This is a genomic window from Burkholderia sp. COPS, assembly GCF_019425585.1.
Classification (GTDB): domain Bacteria; phylum Pseudomonadota; class Gammaproteobacteria; order Burkholderiales; family Burkholderiaceae; genus Burkholderia; species Burkholderia cepacia.
The window spans coordinates 39,084-59,881 of the sequence record NZ_WIXR01000042.1; the positions used below are offsets into that span (position 1 = coordinate 39,084).

Annotated in this window: 18 protein-coding genes; 8 read left to right on the forward strand and 10 right to left on the reverse strand. The window is 68.9% G+C overall.

From position 1 onward, the window contains the following. Positions 1-101: 101 nt before the first annotated feature. From FOZ70_RS29450 to FOZ70_RS29480, 7 genes are all read left to right on the forward strand, one after another. Entirely contained in the window at positions 102-1,025 is a 924-nt protein-coding gene (locus tag FOZ70_RS29450; protein ID WP_219707397.1) for a LysR family transcriptional regulator, read from the forward strand. A gap of 100 nt (positions 1,026-1,125) precedes the next feature. Beyond that, a complete protein-coding gene (locus FOZ70_RS29455; RefSeq protein WP_219707398.1) occupies positions 1,126-3,228 on the forward strand; it encodes an FUSC family protein in 2,103 nt (700 codons plus the stop codon). Further along, a complete protein-coding gene (locus FOZ70_RS29460) occupies positions 3,218-3,412 on the forward strand; it encodes a DUF1656 domain-containing protein (protein ID WP_027792350.1) in 195 nt (64 codons plus the stop codon). The genes FOZ70_RS29455 and FOZ70_RS29460 overlap by 11 nt, the downstream gene beginning before the upstream one ends. Before the next feature lie 24 nt (positions 3,413-3,436). Beyond that, positions 3,437-4,351, forward strand: a complete 915-nt coding sequence (locus tag FOZ70_RS29465; protein ID WP_048028680.1) for an HlyD family secretion protein — start codon at positions 3,437-3,439, stop codon at positions 4,349-4,351. Positions 4,352-4,362: 11 nt separating this feature from the next. Continuing rightward, positions 4,363-5,838 carry an efflux transporter outer membrane subunit gene (locus FOZ70_RS29470; protein ID WP_219707399.1) on the forward strand — a complete coding sequence of 492 codons (1,476 nt, stop codon included), beginning with the start codon at positions 4,363-4,365 and terminating at the stop codon, positions 5,836-5,838. Between the two features lie 57 nt (positions 5,839-5,895). Beyond that, positions 5,896-6,336, forward strand: a complete 441-nt coding sequence (locus FOZ70_RS29475) for a hypothetical protein (RefSeq protein WP_027792347.1) — start codon at positions 5,896-5,898, stop codon at positions 6,334-6,336. A gap of 52 nt (positions 6,337-6,388) precedes the next feature. Next, the gene (locus tag FOZ70_RS29480) at positions 6,389-7,132 is read left to right on the forward strand and encodes a hypothetical protein (RefSeq protein WP_219707400.1); all 744 of its coding nucleotides are present in this window, start codon (positions 6,389-6,391) and stop codon (positions 7,130-7,132) included. 127 nt (positions 7,133-7,259) lie between these two features. Here FOZ70_RS29480 and FOZ70_RS29485 read toward each other — a convergent pair whose 3' ends face one another. The 6 genes from FOZ70_RS29485 to FOZ70_RS29510 all read right to left on the reverse strand — a co-directional run bounded on the left by FOZ70_RS29485 (position 7,260) and on the right by FOZ70_RS29510 (position 15,796). Continuing rightward, positions 7,260-7,985, reverse strand: coding sequence for a hypothetical protein (locus FOZ70_RS29485; protein WP_219707401.1), 726 nt, complete (start codon positions 7,983-7,985; stop codon positions 7,260-7,262). Between the two features lie 217 nt (positions 7,986-8,202). Then, positions 8,203-9,894 carry a long-chain fatty acid--CoA ligase gene (locus FOZ70_RS29490; RefSeq protein WP_219707402.1) on the reverse strand — a complete coding sequence of 564 codons (1,692 nt, stop codon included), beginning with the start codon at positions 9,892-9,894 and terminating at the stop codon, positions 8,203-8,205. A 128-nt stretch (positions 9,895-10,022) separates the two neighbouring features. Beyond that, positions 10,023-11,699, reverse strand: coding sequence for a choline dehydrogenase (locus FOZ70_RS29495; protein ID WP_060322697.1), 1,677 nt, complete (start codon positions 11,697-11,699; stop codon positions 10,023-10,025). A gap of 29 nt (positions 11,700-11,728) precedes the next feature. Further along, entirely contained in the window at positions 11,729-13,150 is a 1,422-nt protein-coding gene (locus FOZ70_RS29500) for a coniferyl aldehyde dehydrogenase (RefSeq protein WP_219707403.1), read from the reverse strand. A gap of 160 nt (positions 13,151-13,310) precedes the next feature. Further along, complete coding sequence (locus FOZ70_RS29505; protein WP_081058018.1) at positions 13,311-14,267, reverse strand: alpha/beta fold hydrolase; 957 nt, start codon at positions 14,265-14,267, stop codon at positions 13,311-13,313. A gap of 2 nt (positions 14,268-14,269) precedes the next feature. Further along, complete coding sequence (locus FOZ70_RS29510; RefSeq protein ID WP_219707404.1) at positions 14,270-15,796, reverse strand: NAD(P)/FAD-dependent oxidoreductase; 1,527 nt, start codon at positions 15,794-15,796, stop codon at positions 14,270-14,272. Positions 15,797-15,956: 160 nt separating this feature from the next. Here FOZ70_RS29510 and FOZ70_RS29515 point away from each other — a divergent pair, with 160 nt between their 5' ends. Then, on the forward strand, positions 15,957-17,189 hold the full coding sequence (locus tag FOZ70_RS29515) for a helix-turn-helix domain-containing protein (RefSeq protein ID WP_230945254.1): 1,233 nt from the start codon (positions 15,957-15,959) through the stop codon (positions 17,187-17,189). Between the two features lie 204 nt (positions 17,190-17,393). Here the strand turns inward: FOZ70_RS29515 and FOZ70_RS29520 are convergent, their stop codons facing one another. The 4 genes from FOZ70_RS29520 to FOZ70_RS38265 all read right to left on the reverse strand — a co-directional run bounded on the left by FOZ70_RS29520 (position 17,394) and on the right by FOZ70_RS38265 (position 20,712). Further along, the gene (locus tag FOZ70_RS29520) at positions 17,394-18,053 is read right to left on the reverse strand and encodes a TetR/AcrR family transcriptional regulator (protein ID WP_219707413.1); all 660 of its coding nucleotides are present in this window, start codon (positions 18,051-18,053) and stop codon (positions 17,394-17,396) included. A 34-nt stretch (positions 18,054-18,087) separates the two neighbouring features. After that, positions 18,088-19,461 (reverse strand): FAD-dependent oxidoreductase, encoded by a 1,374-nt coding sequence (locus FOZ70_RS29525; RefSeq protein ID WP_226205599.1) that lies wholly within the window; start codon positions 19,459-19,461, stop codon positions 18,088-18,090. A gap of 80 nt (positions 19,462-19,541) precedes the next feature. Next, entirely contained in the window at positions 19,542-20,510 is a 969-nt protein-coding gene (locus tag FOZ70_RS29530) for a YCF48-related protein (protein WP_219707405.1), read from the reverse strand. 25 nt (positions 20,511-20,535) lie between these two features. Continuing rightward, entirely contained in the window at positions 20,536-20,712 is a 177-nt protein-coding gene (locus FOZ70_RS38265; protein WP_258025768.1) for a hypothetical protein, read from the reverse strand. Positions 20,713-20,798: the final 86 nt, after the last annotated feature.

The following is a 20,798-nucleotide window of genomic DNA, read 5'->3' on the forward strand; positions in this document are numbered from 1 at the left end:
CGTGATGCCGCACGCAATCGTTGCGTGCGCTGCAGTCACGCTGCGCGCGCACATCACGCACTACCATTGCGCCGCATGCACGCGATGAAACGGAGAAGCCGATGGCACCCGACCTGAACCTGCTGATTTCGCTCGATGCGCTGCTCGAAGAGGGCAGCGTCGTCGGCGCCGCACGCCGCATGAACCTCAGCCCGCCCGCGATGAGCCGCACGCTCGCACGCATCCGCGAAACGGTCGGCGACCCGATCTTCGTGCAGGCCGGCCGCAAGATGGTGCCGACGCCGCGTGCGCTCGAACTGCGCGGCGTCGTCCGCGAAACCGTGGAGCGCGCATCGCAGTTGCTCGCGCCGTCCGCGGAAATCGATCTCGGCACGCTCGACAAGCAGTTCAACGTGCGTGCGAACGACGTCTTCGTCGGCCTGCACAGCAGCCGGCTGCTCGAGGAGATGGCGCGCGGGATGCCGCGCGCGATGCTGCGCTTCATGCCCGAGGAAGACGACATCGACGACGACGCATTGCGCAGCGGCCGTATCGACCTCTTCATCAGCGCGTCGCGCCGCCTGGGGCCGGAGATTCGGGTGCAGCCGCTGTTCACGACGACCTTCGTCGGCCTCGCGCGCCACAACCACCCGATCTTCGACGACGACATCACGCCCGAGCGCTTCGCGCGCTGGCCGCATATCGGCGTGTCGCGGCGCGGCAAGTCGGCGGGGCCGATCGACGACGCGCTCGCCGCGCGCGGGCTCGCGCGCCACGTGGTGCTCGTCGTGCCGACGCCGTATGCGGCGATCTTCGCGCTGCAGGCGTCGGACCTGATCCTGCCGCTGCCCGAGCATCTCGCGCGCGGCGCGGTGCGGGCTGGGCTCGGCGTGCGCACGTTCGAACTGCCGGTGCCGCTCGAAACCGTGCTGATCACGCAGGCGTGGCATCCGCGCTTCCAGAGCGACCCCGCGCACCAGTGGTTGCGGCGTGTCGTGCGCGGGCTGTGCACCGGCCAGCCGGCGCTGCGTGCGGCGCACGCATGACGGATGCGTCGCACGCACTCGTCGAGTGCAAAGACGTCACTGTTCGGCATGCATGGCGCGACCGTAGACTGGCTTCGTCCTTTCTCATGGAGCGAGTGCAGTGCATGAAGCAGCAGATCAGACGCGCGCCGTCGCGGCGCCGCCCCGCCGCCTGACTCGCGCGGCCGCGGCGCTGATCGCGCGCATCGACATCTTCACGCCGCGCGGCGCGTATGTCGCACGCTCGGTCATCGCCGCCGCGCTCGCGCTCGGCGTCGCGTACCTGCTCGAACTGGAAACCCCGTATTCGGCCGCGTCGACGGTGCTGCTCGTGATCAATCCCGTCCAGGGCGCGGTGATCGGCAAGGGCGTGTGGCGCGTGGTCGGCACGATCGCGGGGATGGTCGTCGCGTTCGTGCTGATGGGCTGCTTCGCGCAGCAACCGCTACTGTTCATCCTCGGCTTCGCGTTCTGGCTCGGCGTCTGCGTCGCGGGCATGACGCTGCTGCGGCACTTCCGCGCGTCGGGCACCGTCGTGGCCGGCTACACGATCGGCCTCGCGACCTACGGCGCGATGCAGCATCCCGAGCTGACCTTCGAACACGTGATCGGGCGCGGCTCGACGGTCGCGATCGGCGTGCTGTGCCTGAGCCTCGTGTCGATGCTGCTCGGCACGCGCGACGTGCACGCGAAGCTCGACGCGCTGGTGACGCGCATCACCGCCGACGTCGCGCGGGTCATCGCCGCGCAGCGCAACGGCCTCGCGGCGGCACCGGCCGACGACAAGCGGCACGCGCTGTTCGCCGGCATCTACGGCATCGACGATCTGCTCGCGCTCGGCAAGGCCGAATCGGAGGATCTCGCGCAACGCGCGGCCGCCGTGCGGCACGGGATGGCATCGCTGTTCGGCGCACTCGCGGGCGGCATGCCGCCGCTGCCGGCGGACAGCCCCGGCGCGCGCGCGGTCGCATCGCTGCAGCCGCGTCTCGCGGCCGCGTGGCAGGCCGCCGCCGACGCATTGGGCGACGGCCCCGGCGGCGCCACGCACGCACGTGCGCTGCTAGGCGATGCGCGCGAACGCCTGCGCGACGCGCTCGACGGCATCGCGCTCGGCGATCCGCGCGACGAGGCGGCGTTGCTGATCGCCGGCGAGCGGCTGATCGAGCAGATCGACGACTACCGCGCGGCGCTCGACGGGCTCGTCGAACTGCAGCGCCCGCGCCCCGGCTACCGGCCCGCGCGGGTGCGCTTTCACCGCGACACGGGCGCGGCCCTGCGCAACGGCGTGCGCGCCGCGTGCGCGATCGTGATCTCGGGCGCATTCTGGCTCGCGACCGGCTGGAACCAGGGCGACATGATGCTGCTCGTCGTCGCGCCGTACTGCGCGCTGCTCGCGACCGCCGGCAACCCGGCCGCCGGCGCGCAGGCGTTCATCAAGGGCACGGTGCTGGCCGTGCCGGCCGCGTTCGTGTGCGCGTTCGGCATCCTGCCGCGCATCGAAGGCTTTCCGCTGCTCGTCGTCGCGCTCGCGCTGTTCTGGATGCCCGGCATCTACGCGACGAGCGTGCCGAAGACCGCGCTCGCGGGGCTCGCCTATCTCGTCGCGTTCAACACGCTGACCGGTGCGACCAATCCGTTCCGCCCCGACGTCGAGCTGTTCCTGAACCAGTCGGTCGCGTGGGTGCTCGCCACGTTCCTTACGCTGCTCACGTTCCGGTTGATCCTGCCGGGCAACCTGGCCACCGACGCCACGCGGCTGCGCCGCACGATCCGCGACGACACGCTCGCGCTCGTGGCCGGCCGGCGCGTCACGGCGGCGGGCTGGCAGCAGCGTCAGCAGCACCGCATCGCACAGCTCGGCGCGCTGCTCGCGGGCCAGCCGGCCGCGATGACGCAGGCGAGCATCGAGGCGCTCGCGGCGCTGCACGTCGGCAAGGAGCTGCTGCGGATCCGCCGCGGCGCCGCGCGCGACGGCCTGCCCGACCCAGCGCGGCGATGCGTGCGGGCGGGGCTCGCGGGCCTCGCGCGGCACGCGGCCGCCCCGCCGCGCGCGGCCCGGCATGCACGGCGCGCCGCGCACGTGCTGGCCGGCCTCGCCGCCGCGCAGCCGGGCAACACCGAACTGAAGTGGCTGATGGCCGCGTTCGCCGACGTCCACGTGCTGCTGCACACGTACGCCGCCTATTTCACCGCTGTTCCGGAGCGCGCCCGCGATGCTCAGTGAATTCCCGCTGGCCGGTATCTACCTGCCGCCCTTTTTCGTCTATGCGTGCGCGACCGTGCCGCTCTACCTGGCCGTGCGCGCGCTGCTCGCGCGGCTCGGCGTGCTGCGCCGCGTGTGGCATCCGGCGCTGTTCGAGTTCGCGATTTCGCTCGTGCTGGTCGCCACGCTGATCCTCTATTTCTAGCCTCCCGTCGGAACGTATCGCGTCATGTCGCTCAAACCCCTCACCCGCTCCCTGCTGACGCTCGCCACCGTGGCCGTGGCGATCGTGCTGGTCGCCGCCCTCTGGCACGCATACGTCCTCGCGCCGTGGACGCGCGATGCGCGTGTCAGCGCGCACGTCGTGCGGATCGCGCCCGAAGTGTCGGGCACCGTCGTCGAAGTCGCGGTGGTCGACAACCAGCGCGTCGCGAAAGGCGACGTGCTGTACCGGATCGATCCGCAGCGCTTCGCGCTGGCGGTGGAACAGGCCGAGGCGCAGGTCGCCGCGACCGCCGAGTCGATGCGCCAGAAGCGCGACGAAGCGCAGCGGCGCACCGGCCTTGACGATCTCGTGCCGCGGGAGGACATCCAGCGCTCGAGCCGCGCGGTGGCGATCGCGCAGGCCGAGTACCGCAAGGCGCTGGCCGCGCTCGATGTCGCGAAGCTCGACCTCGAACGCACGACGCTGCGCTCGCCGGTCGACGGTTACGTGACGCAGTTGCGCCTGCGCCACGGCGACTACGCGGTCGAAGGCAAGCCCGGCATCTCGGTACTCGACGCGCACAGCTTCTGGATCACCGGCTATTTCGAGGAGACCAAGCTGCGTCGCGTCGCGACGGGCGCACCCGCGACGATCCGGCTGATGGGCTTCGATCCGCTGCTGAGCGGGCACGTGACGAGCATCGGCCGCGGCATCGCCGACGAAAACGGCACGCTCGACGAACTCGGCCTGCCGGCCGTCAACCCCACCTTCAGCTGGGTGCGGCTCGCGCAGCGCATTCCGGTGCGCATCGAGATCGACCGGGTGCCGGCCGGCGTGCTGCTGGCGGCCGGCATGACGTGCAGCGTCGAAGTCGGCGAACGCGGGCGCGAGCGCACGCCGCGCGGCCGGCTCGCGTCGTGGCTGCACGCGTGGATGTGACGGAGGCGACGATGCGATGCCTGTTCCCTCCGGTGCGCGCGACGTGCCGCGTGCGCGCCTTCGTCGCGGCCTGCGCGTGCGCGCTCGCCGCATGCACGACGGTCGGCCCCGATTACGTGGCGCCGCAGCCCGCGCATCCGCCCGGCTGGATCGCGCCGCGCGACACGGTGACGGCCGACCCCGCGCAGTTGCAGGACTGGTGGCGCGCGTTCGGCGATGCGCAGCTCGATGCGCTCGTCGAGCAGGCGATCGCGCACAACCAGGATCTCGCGATCGCGCGCCAGCGCTTGCTGCAGGCGCGCGCCGAACGCGACCAGATCGCGAGCCGCCTCGGCCCGACCGTCACCGCGGGCGGGAACGCCGATGCGCTGCGCTCGTCGCGGGCGCTCGAATGGCCGCCCGGGATCGGCCAGTCGCGCACCTACCGGCTCGGCTTCGATGCGTCGTGGGAACTCGACCTGTTCGGCGGCACGCGGCGCGCGGTCGAATCGGCCGATGCGCAGATCGACGCGCTCGACGACGATCGCCACGCGATCCTCGTGAGCCTGCTGGCCGAGCTTGCATCCGATTACGCGGAACTGCGGGCGACCCAGGAGCGGCTGCGGATCGCAACGGACAACGTCGCGAGCCTCGACGCCACGCGGCAGCTGACCGAGCGCTCGAACCGGCGCGGCCTCGGCACGTCGTTCGCGGTCGCGCAGGCACGTGCCGAACTGCAGCTCGCGCAGGCGGCGGTGCCGCCGCTGCAGCAGGACGTCGCGCGGCTCGCCCACGCGATCGGCGTGCTCGTCGGCGGTTTTCCGGAAACGCTGCGCGACACGCTGAGCGCGCCCGGCGCGACCCTGCCGGTCGCGCCCGCGCTGCCCGTCACGCTGCCGTCGGACGTGATCCGCGAGCGCCCCGACATTCGCGCCGCCGAACGGCGGCTCGCCGCCGCGACCGCGCAGGTCGGCGTCGCGCGCGCCGAGCAGTTTCCGCATTTCGCGATTCCGCTGAGCCTCGGCACGACGGCGAGCCTCGTGCAGGACCTGTTCTCGGGCGCGAGCGTCGCATGGTCGGTCGCGCTCGACGGCACGCAGACGCTGTACGACGGCGGCCGCGCGAAAGCCGGCGTCGACGCCGCGCGCGCGGCCGCCGAGGCCGCCCGGCTCGCATACGAGCAGCGCATCCGCCGCGCGTTTCGCGATGTCGAGGACGCGCTGGTGGCGATCGGCGCCGCGCGCGACCAGCAAGCCATGCTCGCCGCGGCGGTCGACAGCAGCCAGGACGCGCAGTCGCGCGCGACGCGGCTGTATCGCAACGGCCTCGGCGAATACCTGTCGGTGCTCACGGCGCAACGCGCGACGTATCGCGCCCGCGATGCGCTCGCACTCAGCCGGCTCGCCCAGGTGCAGGGCGCGATCGCGCTCTACAAGTCGCTCGGCGTCGGCTGGCGCGATACGCCGCCGGTCGCGCAGGCCGGCGCGGCGCAAGCGAGCGCGCATTGAATGCCGCCGCACGGCCACCCGACGCTCCGGCGTCGCTCATCCAACGGAGAACCCTCGATGTCCGCTCTCAATCCGAATGACTTCGCGCTGCACGACATCCATCTCTTTCCGGTCTGCGTGTTTCGCCCCGAACACGCGACACCGGGCTACGCGCCGCGCTGGGAAGGCGAGATCGACACGCTGATGCGCCACGGCGAGCCGTTCGTGATCGTCTACGTCGAGCTCGATACCGACGAAAGCCACGACGACCGCAAGCATCGCGCGGTCTGGCTCAAGCAGAACAAGGTCGAGCTGGGCGCCGTCTGCAAGGCGCTCGTCAGCGTCGAACCCGATCCCGACCGCCGCGCGGAAGTGGCCGCGCAGGGCGAGGTCGCCGTCAAGGCATTCGGGATTCCTCATCACGCGGTGGCGTCGTTCGGGCAGGCCGTCTCGCTCGCCGCCCGGCTCACGCGGCAGCATTCGGGCAACGACGCGCTGCAAACCGGACAACAGGCATGACGGGGCCGGCACGCCGGGCCACGTCGCATCCGCCACCGACACGGGGGCCCGCATGCGCTATCCCGCCCTGACGATCACCGGCTCGCACACGCTGGCGTCATGTCCGTCGCGGCTTCCCGATCCGGGCGAGATCCTGTTGTGGCGACTGCGCGGCGAATGGCAGCTCGTCGCCAGCGAGCAAGGCCATCTCTGCCTGTCGAAGACGGAACTGCGGCGTGCCAGGATGCATCCGAACCGCGCGCACGGCCGCCGCTTCGCGATCGGCCGGTCGGCGCTGCGCGCGATCCTGGGGACGCTGGCCGGCCGCGCCGCCGACGAGCTCACGCTGATCGAGCGCGAGGCCGACCATATCGCGATCGCGGGCTGCGACTCGCTGGACGGGCTCGACATCGTGGTCGGCCACGCCGGTATCTGGATCGTGATCGCGATCGCCCGTGGCCCGATCGGGCTGGGCATGGCGCAAGCCGGCACGCCCGCCGGTCCGGCATCGCGCGACCAGCTTCGGCTGGACAGCCTCTCGAACGCATGCGGAAGCGGACACGGCGCGACGCTCGCGTCGCTGGCGCCGTTTGCAGGGCCCTTCCGCGAGGTCGATACGCCGCATGCGGGCCGCTGGCGCCTGCTCGACATCCCGCTCCCCGGCCTGGCCTGCGCGGCAACCGTTGCCGCGCGCCAGATGGACAAGATCCATGCGGTAGGCTGGCGCGGCGAACGCAAGGACTGGCTGGCCGACCGCGATCGCCACCTGCGGGCGGCGGCGTCGAGCGGCGCGTCGGCCTGCGTCGCGGTCGAGTAGACCGGCTTCGACGGCCGCCGAATTCACGCGGGTGCGATTCCCGCGTTCGGTATCGCACATGGGAGCCGTCCATGGGAACGCGAGAAGGGAGCCGGTTATGGGAGCCCCGGGCCTCGCTGTCGATTCGTCAGCCGGCGGCCATCGCCCCCGCTTTTACGTGCCGGCCCGCTCGCCGCAGCAACTGCACGCCGAACCACAGCATCCACAACGGCAGCACGAGGACGACGACGACCTCGCTCGCCCCCGTCACGGCTTCGTATTCAGGAAAGAATCCGGACACGAAGATGATCGCGAAGAACCACGCGACGATCTTCAGCAGGAACGACCCGTGCCATCCGGCCTGTTTCAACCGGTTGGCGGCGATCGGTGCCCAGAAGAACACCAGCGGGCCTTCGGCCCACCACAACCCGCTTTGCGTGCCGTTGGCGACGGTCGCCCACGCCGCGGCCGCGGCGGCCCTCGTTGCGTCGTCTCCGCCCGCATACATCCGCGCCAGCGGATCGAGCACCGACAGCTGCAATGCCGCGCCGGTGATGCCGAGCACCGCATACGCCCCGATAGCGAACGCGATCATGTAGCCGAGCGCGCCGAGTTCATCCTTGAAGGTATGCAGGAAGTACCCGCCGATCACGAGAACCGCGAGATAGAACCCGAACACGTCGGCCAGCATCGACAGGCGAAACAGGTCGCGCGTATCGGACGGCAGGCTCAGCATCGTCGCGCCGTGCAGCAACATGCCGGTATCCGGGCCGGCCACCGCCGACACCAGTCCGACGTTCGCGTAGGCCAGCAGGCCGCCGACGATCGCGCTCCATGCCGTGAAGCGCATGACCTTGTATAAATCGTTCCTCATTCTCTTTCTCCGCACACCACGCCCGGTTCCCGCATGGAGAACCATTCGATTGACGTTGACAGGCCCGAGCGCGCGACGCCGGAAACCGGGCCGCTCGATCGGTAGTTCATGACAACAACGATAGGTCGATATGACAAACATGAAATCGACACGAAACACGAGGGCATTCCCTCGTGGCTGCTTCATTCAGCGAGATGCGTCACGCATCGCGCCTACGTCACGCCACTGCGTTTCCTCGAGCTGCGGCGGCCGCCGCCTCTTCCCTTTCCTGCAATTCCCGCCACATGATCTTTCCGGACCCGGATTTCGGCAGCGCATCGACGAATTCGACGATGCGCGGAACCTTGTAGGACGCCATATGATCGCGCGCCCATGCGACCACGTCGTCGGGCGTCACGCCGCCGGGGTACGCCGGATCGAGCACGACGAAGGCCTTGACGGTCTCGCCGCGATGCGCGCTGCGCGTGCCGATCACGCATACTTCCTTGATCGCCGGATGGCGGTACATCGTCGTCTCGACTTCGGCCGGCCAGACCTTGTAGCCCGATGCGTTGATCATCCGCTTCAGCCGGTCGGCCATGAAGAAATAGCCGTCCGCATCGATGCGGCCGAGATCGCCGGTGCGCAGGAAGCGCTTGCCGTCGATCTCGACGAACGCCTGCCGCGTTGCTTCCGGATTGCGCCAGTACCCTTGCATCAGTTGCGGCGCATGCATGACGATCTCGCCCACCTCGCCTTGCGGCACGGGCTGGAACGTGACCGGATCGACGATTCGCGCATCGACGTCGAACACCGGAATGCCGAGGCACTGCGGCTTGGGACGCGCCGGCGGATTGATGTGCGTCGCGGCGATCGTTTCCGACATCCCATAGCCTTCGACGTAGTCGAGCCCGACCGTTTCCCTGAGCTTGCGGGCGATCGCTTCCGGCATCGCCGCGCCGCCGCCGCGCGCCGAACGCAGGCTCGACAGGTCGTATTCGTGCAGGTTCGGGCTCGACAGGAAGTCCACCATCATCGTCGAGATCGACTGCCACACGGATACGCGGTTGCGGCCGATCGCCAGGCCCGCGGCATCGCGATCCCAGCGCGGCAGCACGACCACCGTCGACCCGCGGTACAACGGGCCGTTCAGGCCGCCCTGCATGCCGGTGACATGGAACAGCGGCAGCACCGCGAGGTGGATCGCGTCCTCGGGATCGTCGAACCAGTCGACGAAGCCGGCCGCCGTGCACATGACACTACGATGCGTGTGCACGCAGCCTTTCGGCTTGCCCGTCGTGCCGGACGTGTACGGCATCAGGCAGATGTCGTCCGGGCCCGCCGTCAGTTCGCCCGGCGCCAGCTGCGCGGCGAGCGCATCGCGCCAGTGCACCACGCCGGGGCCGTCGACGTGGCGCGGCGCGGCCACGAAATCGGGCACCGCGACGGCCGAAGGTTGCGCCACGTAGTCGCCGTACGTCGCGACGACGACGTTCGCGAGGCCGCCCGCGCCGCCTACGAGCGGCGCGATGCGCGGATACAGGTCCTGCGCGACGAACACCGTGCTCGCGCCGCTGTCCTCGATGTAATGCGCGAGCTCGTCGGTCATGTTCATCGGGTTGACCGGCACGACCACCGCGTTCGCGCGCAGGATGCCGTAGTACGCAATCATCCATTGCGGGCTGTTCTGCATGTCCAGGAGCACGCGGTCGCCCGCCTTCACCCCGCAACGCTGCTGCAGGAAACCCGCCACGTGCTCGGCTTCGCGCTGGAAGCGCGCGAACGAGACCGGCGTGTCGTAGAACAGGATGAACGGTTTGTCGGGATGGCGCGCCGCCGCGGCCTCCACGTGACGGAACAGGTTGGTCGCGGGCGGCACCTGACGCGTGGCCAGGTGCGCGGGCCAGAATGGCGATCGGATGGCTGACATGGTTCGGCAACTCTTCGTCAAAACTGCGGGTGAGAAATGGCAGCGGCGGGACCGGCCGTCCCGACACTGCATGCACGCATTCGTTTGGCCGGGTGAACGTCCGGCAACAACGGTAATCGGACGGCCCCCTATCGGTCGGTATCGATGCCCGACGTCGTGAACTGGTGCGTTTCCGCCGGCGCCGCCGTCGCATGCGCCGCGGATGCCACCCGGCTGACGCCGCGCATCATGTCGACCGCTTTCTCCGCGATCATGATGGTGGGCGCATTGGTGTTGCCGCCGATCAGGGTCGGCATCACCGATGCATCGACGATGCGCAGCCCGTCGAGGCCATGCACGCGCAACTGCGGATCGACCACGGCCATCGCGTCCTGCCCCATGCGGCAGGTGCCCACCGGGTGATAGACGGTATCCGCGCGCTTGCGCAGCACGGCGCGGATCTCGTCGTCGCTGTGCACGTCGCGCGTGAACATGTCCCGCGTGATCCACTCCGCGAGCGCGGGCGCGTTCATCAGGCCGCGTGTGATCTTGAAGCCCGCCACCATGTCCTCCAGGTCGCGCGGATCGTCGAGGAAAGCGGGATCGATCAGCGGCGCGTCGGCCGGGTCGCGGCTGAGCAGCGTGACCGAGCCGCGGCTGCGCGGGCGCAGCAGGCATACGTGGCAGGACAGCCCGTGGCCCAGGTGCATGCGCCGCGCGTGGTCGTCGACCAGCGCCACCAGGAAATGCAGCTGGATGTCGGGTGCGTCGAGGCCGGGTTGCGTCTTCAGGAACGCGCCGCCTTCGGCGAAATTCGACGTCAGCATGCCGCGCCGCTCACGGCGAAAACGCAGGATCTCGCGCAGCATCCGTGCGCTGCCGCCCACCGAGATGCCCATCGTATCGAGGCTGCGCGTGCGGTAGCTGAAGATGAAGTCGGGGTGGTCCTGCAGGTTGCGGCCCACGCCGGGCAGATGGTGCAGCGTGTCGATGCCGACGCGCGCGAGCTCGCCCTTCGGGCCGATACCGGACAGCATCAGCAGTTGCGGCGTCTGCAGCGCGCCCGCGGCCAGCACCACCTCGCGCCGTGCACGGAAGGTCTTCAGCGTGCCTTTCTGCAGCACTTCCACGCCCACCGCGCGCTTGCCCTCGAACAGGATGCGCCGTACCTGCGCGTGCGTTTCGACGGCGAGATTCGCGCGTTTGCCGAGGTGCGGGAACAGATAGCCGCGCGCCGCGCTCCACCGTTCGCCCTGCTTCTGCGTGACCTGGTAGATGCCGACGCCTTCCTGCTGCGCGCCGTTGAAATCGTCCGTCAGCGGCAGGCCGGCCTGGCGGGCCGCCGTCAGGAAGCGTGCCTGGAACGGGTTGTCGGAGCGCAGGTCGCTGACCCACAGCGGGCCGTCCTGGCCGTGCCATGCGTCGTTGATGCGCTCGTTGTGCTCGCTCAGGCGAAAGTACGGCAGCACTTCGTCGTAAGACCAGCCGGGATTGCCGAGCGCGGCCCACGTGTCGTAGTCGGTGCGGTGGCCGCGAATGTAGACCATCGCGTTGATCGCCGACGAGCCGCCCAGCGCCTTGCCGCGCGGCTGATAGCCGACGCGCCCGCCGAGGCCGCGCTGCGGCATCGTGTGGAACGCCCAGTTGTTGAGGCGGGTCGGCAGCATGGCGACCATGCCCGCCGGGATGTTGATTTCCATGCCGTCGCCGCCGCCGCCCGCTTCCAGCAGGCAGACGGTGGTGTTCGGGTCTTCGGTCAGGCGCCCTGCTACCACGCTGCCGCCCGAGCCGCCGCCCACGACGATGTAGTCGAACTGATGATTCATGGCATTTCTCTCGATACAGGATTCGGAAGTCACGCGAGTCGCGACAGCGTGCGCAGCAGCAGATCGAAGACGCGGCCGTACGGCGGATGGAACAGCACGGCGCCGTTCCGGCGGGCCTGATGAAACACCGGCTTCAGTTTGCTGAAGGTGTCGAAGCCCCACTGCCCGTGATAGGCGCCCATGCCGCTCTGCCCGACGCCGCCGAACGGCTGGTTCTCCTGTACCAGGTGCCACAGGCAGTCGTTGATCGTGACGCCGCCGGACACCGTCTCGCGCAGCACGCGATCGCGGCGCGACGCGTCTTCGCCGAACCAGTACAACGCGAGCGGACGCGCGCGGCCCTGAATGTAGGCGAGTGCATCGTCCAGGTTCGCGTATTCGACGATCGGCAGGATGGGGCCGAAGATCTCTTCGTTCATCAGCCGCGTGTCGGCCGGCGCGCCGACCACGATCGTCGGCGCGAACTTGCGCGACGACGTAACGAACGATTCGCCGGCCGGGTTGACTTCGAGGATGCGCGCGCCCGCGCAACGCGCTTCATCAACCATGTCGGCGAGGCGCGCGCGGTGGCGTTCGCTGATGATCGCCGTGTAGTCGGGATTGGCGGCCAGTGTCGGATACAGGCGCGCGACGGCGCGCGCCAGCTGCGACGCGACGCTGTCGGCTGTGCCGGCGGGCACGAGCAGGTAATCGGGCGCGACGCAGGTCTGGCCCGCGTTCAGCAGCTTGCCGAACGCGATGCGCTGCGCGGCCACCGCGACGTTGCACGATGCATCGAGGATGGCCGGCGATTTGCCGCCGAGCTCGAGCGTCACGGGCGTCAGGTTGGCCGCGGCGGCTTGAGCGACGACACGCCCCACCTGGGTCGACCCGGTGAAGAACAGGTGATCGAACGGCAGGCTCGCAAACGCCTTGCCCAGTTCGACGTCGCCCACCACGACGTCCAGTTCGTCCGGCGCGAAAGTCTCGCGCGCCATCGACACGAGCAGGTCGGACAGCGCGGGCGTGAGCTCGGACGGCTTGATCAGGACGCGATTGCCGGCGGCGAGCGCCGCGAGTGCCGGCCCGAGCGAAAGCTGCAGCGGGTAGTTCCACGGCGAGATGATGCCCGTCACGCCCAGCGGCTGCGGGATGAGCCGGTTGTAGCCGGGCCGGAAATGCAGCGCGGTCGGCACGCGACGCGCCCGCATCCAGTGCTTCAGGTGCCGGCGCGCGTGCCGGATGCCGGCGCGCACGATGAACACCTCCGCGAGCCGCGTCTCGTGAGCCGAGCGGCCCTGAAAATCGGTGTCGATGGCGCGCACGATATCGTGCTCGTGCGCATCGAGCCACGCAGCCAGCCGTTCGAGGCGCGCCAGCCGGGTAGCCAGCGCCGGGTTCGGCTCCAGCGCGAAGGCGCGGCGCTGGCGCTCGAAGCGGGCCGCAAGGTCGGTCGGGTAACCTTGATGCATGGTGTCTCCTCCGGCTTGTCGATCGTGCGATCGCGTCGCATCACGACAAGCGTCTTGCAAGATGTTCCTGGTTTTCACGCTGCCTTCGGGCAGTTCGTTTGCCGGCGATTGCGCGAGCGCCGCGCCGTCTCCTCTTGTCGCGTGCCGCGCGCGAACCGGCTCACGCAATGTGCCTGCCGGCACGCTCGGGTTCCGCGGCAGCGCGTGTTGCACGGTGCCGGATATGGCCGTCGATCAGGCTCGTCAGCAGCGGCACGACGCCATCGGGAATGTCGTGCCCCATGCCGCGCACCGTCACCATGTCGGCACCCGGGATCGCGGCGGCGGTCGCGACGCCTCCGCTCGGCGCGACCAGCAGGTCGCGATCGCCGTGCACGACCAGCGTCGGCGCCCGGATTCGCCGGATTTCCTCGGTTCGGTCTCCTGACTTGATGATCGCGCCGATCTGGCGGGTCGTGCTCTCGTGGTCGCGCGCCTGCTGGCCACGGTCCCACGCCTGGGCCGCGTACGCGCGCCGCGCGGCGTCGTCCGCGGGATACGTCTGCGTGCCGATGTGGGCCATGATGCGGCTGTACTGCTCCACCGCCGCTTCACGTGTGCGCGGCGGCGGTGCGGTCAGCATCAGCATGCTGGACATGGCCGGCTGGCCGACGTTGCGCGCACCGGTCGTGGAGATGATGGAGGTCAGCGACAGCACGCGTTGCGGATGGCGAGCGGCGAGCACCTGGCCGATCATGCCGCCCATCGACATGCCGACGACATGCGCACGCGCCACCTTCAGGCTGTCGAGCAGGCCGATCGTGTCCTGCGCCATGTCTTCCAGGTCGTAGCCGTCCTTGACGGGCACGCGCAGGAATTGCCGGAGCACGCTCGGCCCCGGCCGCGCGATGCGCGACGAGCGCCCGACATCGCGATTGTCGAACACGATCACGCGATAGCCGCATTGAATCAGCGCGCCGATCAGCGCGGGCGGCCAGAAGGTCAATTGCAGCGTCATGCCCGCGATCAGCAGCAACGGCTCGCCGTCGTCGGGCCCGTAGGTGCGATAGCAGAGGCGCACCCCGCCCGGCAGGTCGCAGAACGCGTCCTGGATTGCTTCCATGGCGTGGATCGTCATGATCAGGCTCCGACGGCCCGACGGGCCTCGACATGATCCGTGCCGCCTGCTGCCGGCGCATGCCCGAAACGCAGGTTCGGATCTTCGACCGGGCCATACCGCAAGATCCTGACGTCGACGTGATAGTCCATCGACATGATCCACGGCGTGCCCGGGCCCTGGCGCGGCAGGCCGTCGATCGCGCGCTTGATGTAGCCGGCACCGAAATCGAGCAGCGGGCGCGTCGGCATGTCGGCGGCCGGCAATTCAGGCATGCAGACCGCGTAACCGCCGCGCTCCATATGCGTCAGCAAACGACAGAAGTGTTCGGCCAGCAGCCCGACCTTCATCGTCCACGACGAATTCGTATAGCCGATCGAGAACCCGAAGTTCGGCACGCCGCTGAGCATCATGCCCTTGAATGCCACCCTGCTGTGGAGATCGACCGGCTCGCCGTCGACCACCAGCTTGATCCCCCCGAAGAACCTGACGTTGAGCCCCGTCGCCGTGACGATGATATCGGCGGACAAGGTCTGCCCGGATTCCAGCACGATGCCCGTTTCCGTGAAGGTCCTGATGCGGTCCGTCACGACCGACGCGCGGCCATCGCGGATCGACTTGAAGAGATCGCCGTCCGGCACCACGCACAGGCGCTGGTCCCACGGGTTGTACGGCGGGTTGAAATGGACGTCGACCGGATAGTCCTTCGGCAACTGGCGCTTGTTCAGGTAGCGGATCAGGCGCCGCGCAGCCTGCGGACGCGACCGGCAGAAGCGCCAGATGAAGCGGGAAATCGCGACATTCTTCCGACGCACGATCGCATAGGCCCACTTGTGCGGCATGATCCTGCGCAGCGTATTGGCAATGAGGTCTTCGGACGGCAGGCTCACCACGTAGGTCGGCGTGCGCTGCAGCATCGTGACGTGCCCGGCCTTGTCGGCCATGGCCGGCAACAGCGTGACGGCGGTCGCGCCGCTGCCGATCACCACCACGCGCTTGCCGCCGTAGTCGAGATCTTCCGGCCAGTGCTGCGGGTGAACCACGGTCCCGCGGAAATTCTCGATCCCGTCGAGCTTCGGCGTGTAGCCTTCGTCGTGTCGATAGAACCCCGCGGCGCTGAAGAACCACCTGGCCAGGATCGTCTTGCGTTCGCCCGTATCGAGGCGCTCGACTTCGACACTCCACAGCGCCTGCGCACTCGACCAGCTTGCCTGGGTCACCTTGTGATTCACGCGGATGTGACGATCGATCCCGTATTCGGTCGCGGTCTCTCTCAGGTAAGCAAGGATCGAATCCGCACCGGCGATCGCCTTCTTGTCGGCCCAAGGCTTGAAACCGTAACCGTAGGTGTGCATGTCCGAATCGGAGCGGATGCCCGGATAACGAAACAGGTCCCACGTGCCGCCGGTCGTGGCACGTGTTTCCAGAATGAGGTACGACGTGCCGGGACGGTCCGTCTCGAGTTGACGGGCAACGCCGATCCCGGAAAGGCCGGCGCCAACGATGAGCACATCTACATGCTCGGTGGACGGAAGAGGGTGTACGGTCACGGCGTGTCTCCTGATTGCGTCGAAATGCGCGATGTGTCGTTATTGTTATCAACCGAACCGCACCAAACAAGGTGTCGAACGCACAGTACGCGACTACAATTAGTGCAACTTGCACCTCTTCATTTGCGTCTCGCCTGCCATGTCCCAGAACCTCCCCCCCATGACCCCGCCGCCATGGCCGATGCCGTCGCCTCGCATCCGGGAATTGATGCGCCAGGGCGCCGAGATCGCGCTGAATGTGCAGACGGAATGGCTGCAGGAACTCGACAAGGAGAACGTGGCGGCCAGCACGACGATGAGCGACCCCGTGCTCGCGGCGGCCGTGCGGCGGATCAACCGCAACGGGCTGATTCACTGGGCAACCTCCAACCTTGAAAACCCTTGCGCGCCGGTTTCCCGCTTCCTGTCCGCCGACATGCTGAGCAGTGCGCAGGAACTGGTGCGGCGCGGCCTCACCGACCTCGTGTTCGTCGCGGCCCGTTCGTCGCAGAGCGTCGTGTGGCAACGCTGGATGGAGCTCGCGTTTACGTTGACCCAGGACCCGGAAGAACTGCGCGAATTCCTCGCCGTGTCGTCACGTTCGATCGCGACGTTCATCGACACCAACATGGTCGGCATGGCGGAGTTCATGCGCGCCGAGCGCGAAGCGCGACTGCGCGGCACGCACGCCGACCGTCGCGAACTGGTCACGCAGATCGTCGAAGGTACGGCCATCGGCGCGCAAGAGGCCAGCCGGCGTCTGGGCTATACGCTGGAGCAGCGCCACCACGCCGCGATCGTCTGGAGCGAGGAAGCCGATATCGAACTGGGTTTGCTGGAGCGGGCAGCCGATGCGCTGGCCCAATGCGCGGGCACGCGCAATGCGCTGGTCGTCGTCGCGAATACGGCGACATTGTGGGTCTGGACGTATCACGACGGCAAACCGCTCGACATGCCCTGGTTGCAGCGCGCGATCAACGCGCTGCCCGGTGTGCACATGGCCGTCGCGACCGCCGGCAGCGGCATGGAAGGATTCCGGCACGGCCACCTGGACGCACTGGCGACGCAGCGGCTGCTCGGCAGGCTGCACGCCGGCGTCGGCGTGGTGCATGCGGACAGCATGAGCCTGATCGCGCTGATGACCAATCACATGGAGTCCGTACAACAGTTCGTCACCAATACCCTGGGCGAGCTGGCCACCGCCGACAAGTCGCTGCGCGCCGCGCTGCGCGCGTTTCTCGCGGAAGGCTGCAGCGTGACCGACGCGGCCGAGAAAACCCATGTTCACCGCAACACGCTGCTGCGCCGGCTCGAGCGCGCCGAGGCGCTGCTGCCCCGCCCGCTCGCGCAGCAGCGCCTGCACGTCGCGGCCGCGCTGGAGGTGCTGCACTGGATCGCCAACGATCCGGATTGATCGCGGCGCATGCGTCGGGGCCGTTCTTCACATGCGGATGACGTATGCAAACGGTCATTGGCGCGTAACGAGACGTTGCGGTCGGCTCAAGGCGCCCTGCCGCTGTCGTGCAGTTCCGGCCCGGCGCATCCGGCACGACATCGCGCAACCCCGCCGTGACCGGAGACGACTACCCGCCACACACGGTCACCGTACGGCGCGACCTCAAGGTCGATTTTCGTAGACGAGGCAACGGACCGTCTCCATGAACATGGCATCGAGTTCCTGCGTAAATCGCGCCGACCCGGATTGCAACGTCAGGCCGTCGGCAGTCGCAATCAGCAGCGTGGCGACGTGCAGGCTGTCGGCCGTGTCGAACGCCGGATTGACGGTACGCAACAGCTTCGCGATCTCGCGCGTCAGCGTGTCGTACCATCCGTCGAACAGCTTGAGGCATTCGGGATCGATGGCGGCGAACGACAGGAAATGCCTGAACAGCGCGCCGTATTGCGCATCCTTCGCATCGCTCAGCGAGCGTGCCAGCACGCGTTCGAGTACGTCGTCCGGCGACGCATCGCTGTCGAGCACGCGCGTCAGTTCGCCCAGGTATGCATCGATGGCCGGCTCGATCACGGCCCGCAGCACGGCCAGCCGGGTCGGGAAGTAATACTGCAGGTTGCTCACGCTGATACCGGCACCGGCGGCGACCGCGCGCTGCGAGAAGGTCAGCGGGCCGCCTTCCAGCAGCAGCTCCCGCGCGACGCGAACGATCGTGTTGCGCGTGCGCAGCCCCTGCGCCCGCAAGCCGTCGGGATGGCTGCCTGACGAAGCGGCGCTCGTCGCACGCTTCTTCCCGCCAGCATGGTGCGCGTCGGGTTCGGCCATCGTGTCCGGTTCGTCGTGACGATGTCGCATGGCGCTATCCGCGAGCCGCACGGCGGTTCACGCGTTCGTCGAGCAGGTTCGCGACGCCCAGCACGGCCTTGATCGCGCACCAGCGCAGCGGCTCGGGCGGCATCGAGGGCGTGCGGTGCGTGAGCGCCGTGAGCAGCGGCGACTCCGCGCCGATGATCCGGTCGGCCAGCACCTGCCCGATCAGCGACTGCGTGCCGACGCCGTGGCCCGAGCATCCGGCCGTGTAGAACACGTTGCCGTGCGGGCCGGTCGCGCCGACCACCGGCAATGCATCGCTGGCGATCGAGACATAGCCGCTCCAGCATGCACGCACCGGCTGGTCGCCCAGTTGCGGGAAACGCGCGCGTAGCGTCGCCAGCAGCGCGCGATAGGCCGCGTCGTCCGGAACGTTCGGCGTGCGCGAGCCATAGACGTAATCCAGCCGCTTGGTCGTCGTCACCAGCGTATTGCGCGCGGTGAGCCGGTGGCTCTCCATCGTCAGATGCGGCGTGACGATTCCCTCGCGGTTCGGCCAACCCAGCATCGCCAGTTGCGCATCGGACAGCGGTTCGGTTTCGAGCGCCGACACGCGCAGCGGCATCACCTTGTTGCCCAGCACGCCGAGTTGCGGCGTATACGCATTGGTGGCGAGCACCATGACCGGCGCGCTTGCGGTGCCGCGCGCCGTGCGGGCCCGCACGGTCGCGCCGGCGTCGAAGTCGAGCAGCGCGGTGTTCTCGTAGAGCCTCACGCCTGCCGCGAGCGCCGCGCGCCGCAAGCCCGTCACGTACTTGCCGGGGTCGAGCGTGCCGCCGCCGGGAAAGTGGCAACCGAACAGGAACGCCGGCGGGATGCCCCGTGCCCGCAGCGCCGCGCCATCGAGAAACCGCGCGGGAGAACCGAGCGCAATGCCCATCTCCATGTTCTCGCGCAGGCGCTTCTCCTGCGACGGATGCACACCCGCGCGAATGATCCCCGTCGCGCGAAAGTCGCAGTCGATCCCGTACTCGACGAGCTTGCGCTCGACGTAGGCAACGCCCTCGTCGTAGAAGCCGACGATCCGTTTCGCCTGCTCGCGCCCCACACGCTTCACGAACATCTCGTACTCGAGCCCCTGCCCGCCCGCGAGATAGCCGGCATTGCGGCCGCTCGCACCGAAGCCCGCGAACTCGCGCTCGATCACGACGACGCTCGCGCCGCGCGCGGTCAGTTCAAGCGCGGTGGACAGGCCCGCGAAGCCGCCGCCGACGACGACCACATCCGCGCGAACGTCGCCTTCGAGTTGCGGCTGCATGTCGGCCGGCCGCTCGATCCAGCCGCCGATGGGCCGATAGGCCCGCAACGCGCGGTCTGCCTGCGCCGCGTCGAACCGCATCGCATTGCCGGTCGATTCATTCATATTTTGGTCCTGCGAATTGCTCATGTGTGCCTCCGTCGCTCGTTTCCGCCAACAGGCATTCCGTGCCATCCGCGTTGCAATCAGGGCGACGTCAACACGCCGTCCTGCGAAAAAAGAATCGGCGCGCCGCCCTTGCCGGGCAGCGCGGCGGTCAGCGTCGCACGGTCCGGGCGCTGCGCGACCTCGACCGTCGCGGACGCGGCCCGCTGCTTCAATACCAGGCCGTCGAGCCCGACGCCGACCAGGCCGTCGCCCGCATCGATCAGACCGGTGATCGAACTTCGGGTGCGGCTGTCGACGGCCGTCCAGTTCGCGCCACCGTCGCTGCTCTGGTACAGGCTGCCGAGCAGGCCGCCGACCACGATCCGGCCATCGGGCATCGCGACACCCGACCACAACGTGCCCTTGCCGCCGGTCAGCAGATAATTCCAGTTCGCGCCGCCGTCGGCCGACTTGAGCACCATCCCTTGCTCCGACACGGCGTAGAGCGCATGAGAAGGGTCGGCAAACACGTGATAGAGATTTCGGTCAGCCTTGCCACCGCCGGGCGGCTTCGGCAGGGTCGTACGAGTCCACGTCTTGCCGCCGTCGTGCGTCTGCAGCATCAGCGACCACAGGCCGACGGCAATGCCGTCCTGTGCATTCGTGAACAGCACCGAGAACAGCGGCTGGTCGACCGACGTATCGAGCCGCTGCGTGACCCACGTGTCGCCCCCGTCGTCGGTCGCGAGAATCGTGCCCCACTGGCCGACGGCCCAGCCGTGCTTCGCATCCGCGAACGACACGGCCGACAGCGTCGCCGACACCGGCACGCGTCGTGCCTGACGCCAGGTCTTGCCGTCGTCGTCGGACAGCAGCACGATGCCGTGCTCGCCGACGGCGACGATCCGCGACCCGGCGCGCGTCGCGTCCATCAGCATCATGTGCGTCGGCGCGGCCCACGTGTGCGCGGGTTTCGCGGCCCAGGCCGCGACCGTTCCGTCCTGCGGTTGCGCGAAGGCCGTCGCGGCCGTGCAGAGCGCGATACAGGAAATGAGCGTCTTGATCATGGTGAATCCCGGTAGTGTGCGGGCATCAGTGGTTGAAAAGCGCCGACCAGCCGGCATTCGCTTCGCCGAGCATCACGGCCGGCGGCCTGCCGTTGCCCAGCGCGGCCACTGTCCGCCGCTCGGCTCCGCCGTCGTTCGACGACGCGGCGACACCGGTTTCGCCGGTCGCGGCGTGGTGCACACCGGTGCGTGTCGCGTCCATCGCGAACGCACGAGCCGGCGCACTCCGACCCGCGCCCGTTTCATGAAATCGCGGGAAGGCACCCGCCGCGATACAAAGTACGGCGC